The 5,011-nt window shown below is 61.7% G+C and carries 6 protein-coding genes; all 6 read right to left on the bottom strand.

From position 1 onward, the window contains the following. Positions 1–132: 132 nt before the first annotated feature. Positions 133–573, bottom strand: a complete 441-nt coding sequence (locus tag IBX54_RS12425) for a tetratricopeptide repeat protein (protein WP_296542970.1) — start codon at positions 571–573, stop codon at positions 133–135. Between the two features lie 95 nt (positions 574–668). After that, on the bottom strand, positions 669–2,159 hold the full coding sequence (locus IBX54_RS12430; RefSeq protein WP_296542971.1) for a multiheme c-type cytochrome: 1,491 nt from the start codon (positions 2,157–2,159) through the stop codon (positions 669–671). Positions 2,160–2,281: 122 nt separating this feature from the next. Further along, complete coding sequence (locus IBX54_RS12435; protein ID WP_296542972.1) at positions 2,282–2,986, bottom strand: Crp/Fnr family transcriptional regulator; 705 nt, start codon at positions 2,984–2,986, stop codon at positions 2,282–2,284. Positions 2,987–2,992: 6 nt separating this feature from the next. Beyond that, the gene (locus tag IBX54_RS12440) at positions 2,993–3,436 is read right to left on the bottom strand and encodes a nitrate reductase cytochrome c-type subunit (RefSeq protein WP_296542973.1); all 444 of its coding nucleotides are present in this window, start codon (positions 3,434–3,436) and stop codon (positions 2,993–2,995) included. A 26-nt stretch (positions 3,437–3,462) separates the two neighbouring features. Further along, positions 3,463–4,341, bottom strand: coding sequence for a quinol dehydrogenase ferredoxin subunit NapH (gene napH, locus IBX54_RS12445; protein ID WP_296542974.1), 879 nt, complete (start codon positions 4,339–4,341; stop codon positions 3,463–3,465). Further along, a partial coding sequence (gene napG, locus IBX54_RS12450) for a ferredoxin-type protein NapG (RefSeq protein WP_296542975.1) occupies positions 4,338–5,011 on the bottom strand: 674 nt, incomplete at its 5' end. The genes napG and napH, both read right to left, overlap by 4 nt.

The following is a 5,011-nucleotide window of genomic DNA, read 5'->3' on the forward strand; positions in this document are numbered from 1 at the left end:
GACGCAATCCATGACCCCGGAAGTCATGGATCGCCGCGCTACGCTCGCGATGACGGTTCAAGGTCCGTGTGCGGTATCGGACCAGGTACGGAGGGCTCGCAGTGACGCTAACCGTGTCGGTACGTTTTTTTTTCAGGGCGTTGCCAGCTTGACCAGCATCGCTGCCAGCGCTTCCTGATGGCCCGGTTCGATCCGCACCGCCTCATTGAAAGCGGCCAACGAGAGACCATTTTGCCCAGTGTGCAGGTAGGCAAATCCCAGGCCCAGCCAGGCCTTGTCGTTATGGGCGTTGAGCCCGATGCTGCGCTGGTAGGTGGCAATGCTGGCGGCAAAGTCTTGCCGGCTCAGCTGTAGCCCGGCCAGTTTCATGTGGGCCTTGACCGAGCGCGGCTCGGCTTGAACTGCTTGCTCAAACGTGCGTTGTGCCGCGTCAAGCTGGCCGGCCGCCCACTGCTGGTCGCCTTGCGCGATCAGGTCAGGGTTCATGGCGGCCTGGGCCGACCACAAGGCGAATACGCTCAGCAAAGCGGCGCAGCCAAACATCAAGTTTTTTCGAATCGAAGTGTTCATCATGGGTTGCCTTCCGGGGTAAAGATGAGGTCAAAAAAACGGCTCTCTGGTGATCAGAGAGCCGTTTCAGTCAGTTGGGGTCAGAGTGCGTCGCGCGCCTATTTCATCGAGCCCGCGCCATAGCGTTCTTCATAGCCCTTGCGCACTTTGTCGATTTGCTCCTTGCCCATGCCGTTGAAGAACCAGTCGTGCCCGGCAATGGGCTTGAAGTATTTGGCCAGCAACTCGTCGGCAAACTTCTCATTGCCGTCTTTGGCTTTGACCACTTCCTTGAGCTCGGGGACCCACTTGAAGTAGGTGTGCTGGCTCACTTCATAGATGCCGTGCCACCAGGTGTAGTCGGGGCCGTTCATCGAGGCACCGTGGCGCGCGCGGCGGCCTTCGTGGTGCCAGATTTCGAACCAGGTCCACTTGATCTTGGCGTCCATCGGCTGGTGCGTCAGGTAGCCCTTGTCTTCCAGCTCTTTCATGACCGCGGCAATCGGCTTGGCGTACTTGTCGTTGTACAGGTCAACCACGTCGTCGAACTGCTTGTAGTGGCCATCCACCGTGTTGCTGGTGTGGCAGGTGGCGCACACTGTTTTCATCTTGTCGCGGCGTTGCTCCCAGGTTAGCACTTCGGTCACGGTCGAACCCTTGACGGCGTCTCCCACCTTGGGCAGCGGCGCGCTTTCGGGTTGGTCGAACTCGTCGCCATTGGCCAGGCGGATCATGTTGATCTTGGACGAGATGGCCGGGCGCAGCGTCCAGGAGATGCGTTCACCCACGTCGTGCGTGCCCTTCTGGTCTTTGGTGGCACCCATGTGGCAAGTGGCGCAGGTGGGGGCGGCGGTGTAGTCCACGCCAGCCACCCAGCTCTTCGCGTTGAGGTTCATTTTGTCCAGGTTGGCGTTGTACAAAATGCCGTGCTTGGATTCGTTGTAAATCTCGATCTGCGGATGGTCCGGCCCCATGTGGCATTTGCCGCAGGTTTCGGGTGTGCGTGCCTGGGCCGACGAGAAGGCGTGACGTGCGTGGCAGGCCGAGCACGAGCCCAGCGAGCCATCGACATTCTTGCGGCCAATGCCGGTGTTGGGCCAGGTTTGCGGTGTCGGCTTACCCTTGGCATCCACCTCCACCGTGCTGCCGTGGCATTGCTTGCAGCCGGCATTAACCGCGGCCGGGCCGCCGATCACCTCGCCGAGCAAGTTGTCCACCGAGGCCAGAATGTTGCCGGCCTTGGCGTGGTGCGAGCGTTGTTGCTGCGCCACTTCGGTCTGGTGGCAGCTGGCGCAATCCTTGGGCGTGACCACCACGTGAATCAGCGCGCCCTTGTGCTCAAACGCGCCAGGTTCGCCCGGCTTGGCCTTGTGGCAGTCATAGCAATCGACATTATTGGCTGCGTGCGGGCTGTTTTTCCATTCGGTGTAAATACCGGGCTGGTCTTCAGGGCCGTGGCAGTTCAGGCATTTTTTGCCGATGGCTGCATCGGCCGCCGTTTTGGTGGCAACCACCGCGTCTGCTGCCCACGCCGGGCTGGCCAGCGACAGCATCAGCAGGCAGGCCAGCGCCCACACTGCATGCGCTGCACTTCGAACGATCTGCATCATGACATTCTCCTTGAGTTGATGATGCTTCACTGTAGGCGCGGCGTTGTGATGGCACCCTTGATGTGGTTCAATAACCGGCACAAATAGTGTGCCCAGCAACAAAAAGCCCCGGCCGGCAACCGCTAGCGCGAACCGAAACTGGCCAGCCTGGATACGTCAGCAATGTGAATGTCGCGCTTGTCGATCCGGATCAGGCCCTGCGCTTCGAGCTCGTGCAGCACCCGCGAAAAATATTCGGGGGTGAGCGACAGGCGCGACGCCACCGTGGCCTTGCTGGCTGGCAAATGCACGGTCAGGCAGTTGGGCTGGCTGCCGTCGTTTTGCGCAGCTTCGGCATCGCGCAACAGGTAGCCAATCATGCGCTGCATGCCGCTGTGTAGCGCGTAGCCTTCCACGTCCTGAATCAGGCCATGCAGGCGCCGCGATATGCCGGCCAGCATGTGCAGTGCAAAGCGCGGGTCGCGCGCCACTTCATCGAGCACCGCCCGTTTGCACACGCACAGCAGCAGCGTGTCGGACAGTGCCTGCGCATTCACCACATGCGGGCTGCCCATGAACACCATGGCTTCGGCAAAACTGCGGCTCGGACCAATCAGCTCGATCACTTTTTCGTGGCCGTCACCGGAGGCCACATACAGCTTGATTTGACCCGACACCACCACGTAAAACGCGTCACAGGGCTGACCCGCCCGGAACAGCGTCTCACTGCCGGCCAGATGCTTGAGCTGGCAGCCTTGGGCGATGCGCTCACGCTCCGGCGGCGACAGGTCGCTAAACAACGGCAGCGCCGGGAGCAGCCGCTGAACGTCAAAGGTCGCGCTTTCCATGCGCGCTCAGCGGTTGGTGAAGTCGTTGCCCACCAGCGGTTTGGCATCCACCTGCGGCACATGGCAGTTGTCGCATTGCCAGCGCTTCATGTCGAGCTCGGGATCTGCCTTGGCTTCAGTACCTTTCACCAGGTGACTTTTCGACACCATCGGCATTTTCTTGCCCTTGAACTCGTCGCTGCTGTGGCAGTCCCAGCAGGCGTTTTCGGTCTGGCTGATGTCAAAGCCATCGACGTTGTGCGGCACCAGCGGCGGCTGGCTGGCAAAGCTGCGTTCGATCAGCGCAAACTGTCCGGGGCGCTTGCCAAGGTAGGGCTTGACGTCGGGCGCAGTGTCGGCGCTGCTCACACTGGCCTCGCGCAGCGTGCCAACCTGCACCGCGCTGCTGGCGCAGGCCACCACCGTCACTGCCAAAAGAGTCAACAGGGAAACTTTGAGGGTCTTGTTCATGAGGGGGGTCTCCACGGGTGAAATGATCAAACGAAATCAGGGTCAAGTTTGGGCTTGAAGCGGTTGCTCAAGGTGAACACATCTTTGGAGCACACGTCAATGCAGCGGCCGCAGTTGGTGCAGTTGCCCGACAAGATGAGCGGGCTGGCGCCTTTTTTGGCACCCTTGAGCGGCAGCTTGATCACCTGCTGCTCGGGGCACACGGTAAAGCAGTCCAGGCAGTCGTTGCAGGCCGCGCGCCGGTTGGCCGTGACGCGCACCAGGCTGAACCGCCCCAGCAAGCTGTAAAACGCGCCGACCGGACACAGGTGGCCGCACCAGCCGTTTTTCATGACGAACAGGTCGAACACAAAGATGCCGCCAATCAGCAACCAGCCCGCGCCCATGCCAAACAGCAGGCCGCGCGGCAGCATTGACACCGGGCTCACCAGCTCCCACACGATGCCGCCAGTGCTGGCCGCCAGCAGCAAGATCAGCGCCAGAAGCCAGTAGCGCGTGGCGCGCGGCAAGTCGGCGCCACCGCGAATGTCCAGCCTGCGCCGCAGCGCGCTGGCGGCATCGGTCACCAGGTTGACCGGGCACACCCACGAGCAAAACACGCGCCCGCCCACCAGCAGGTAAAACAGCAAAATGATCGTCGCGCCCAGCAGGGCGTTGCGCTCGGGCACATGGCCTGTGAGCAGGCTTTGCAGCAGTACCAGCGGGTCGGCCAGCGGCAACACGCCCAGTGTCAGGCTGTAATTCAGGTTGCCCTTGAGCAGCCACCAGCCCAGCCACGGCCCCATCAAAAACAAAAACAGAATACTCAGTTGCGACACGCGCCGCATGATCAAAAAGCGGTGCGCGCCCCACCAGCCCTTGGCCTCGATGGCTTCCTGCGCCAGCTTGAGTTGCGCGTGGCTCATCGCGGCGCCTCATCGCTCAAGGGCGCGGGCATGGCCGGTGCGGCGCTGCCAGGGTCCCAGTGGCCGGGCAACTGCACGCCCTCGGGCAGGCGGTCGGGCAGGTCCACCAGATTGCGGTTTTCCACCAGCGACTTGCCACCGGCCTTGCGTTTTTCTTCCCAGCCCAATTGGTAATGTGCGCCCAGTTCGCCCTTGGCCAGCTTGATCGGATAGACCTTGATGGCGGCCACTTCGAGCACGCACGAGGCCTCGCATTTGCCGCAGCCGGTGCAGGCCTGCGAATGCACGGTGGGCAGAAAGCGCGCGTGCTTGTCGGTGCGCTGGTTGTGTTGCAACTCCAGCGTGATGGCTTCGTCGATGGCCGGGCAAACGCGGTAGCACACGTCGCAGCGCAGGCCCAGAAAGTTGAGGCAGGTTTCCTGATCGACCAGCACCGCCAAGCCCATCTTGGCCTTTTTGATGTCAGTGAGGCTGTGGTCGAGCGCGCCGGTGGGGCAGGCCTTGACGCAGGGGATGTTTTCGCACATCTCGCAAGGTTTGGCACGCGCCACAAAAAACGGCGTGCCCGTGGCCACTGGCATATTCGGTGTGGCCAGTTTAAGAATGTCATAGGGACAGTCGCGCACGCACAGACCGCAGCGGATGCAGGCGCCTTGAAAGTCGTCCTCCA

Origin of the sequence: Rhodoferax sp., assembly GCF_014859475.1 — a bacterium.
GTDB lineage: Bacteria > Pseudomonadota > Gammaproteobacteria > Burkholderiales > Burkholderiaceae_C > Rhodoferax.

What these genes read in the sequence shown, in the direction of transcription:
- IBX54_RS12425 (WP_296542970.1), bottom strand. Translation starts at nt 573, where the DNA reads ATGATGAACACTTCGATTCGAAAAAACTTGATGTTTGGCTGCGCCGCT.
- IBX54_RS12430 (WP_296542971.1), bottom strand. Translation starts at nt 2,159, where the DNA reads ATGATGCAGATCGTTCGAAGTGCAGCGCATGCAGTGTGGGCGCTGGCC.
- IBX54_RS12435 (WP_296542972.1), bottom strand. Translation starts at nt 2,986, where the DNA reads ATGGAAAGCGCGACCTTTGACGTTCAGCGGCTGCTCCCGGCGCTGCCG.
- IBX54_RS12440 (WP_296542973.1), bottom strand. Translation starts at nt 3,436, where the DNA reads ATGAACAAGACCCTCAAAGTTTCCCTGTTGACTCTTTTGGCAGTGACG.
- napH (WP_296542974.1), bottom strand. Translation starts at nt 4,341, where the DNA reads ATGAGCCACGCGCAACTCAAGCTGGCGCAGGAAGCCATCGAGGCCAAG.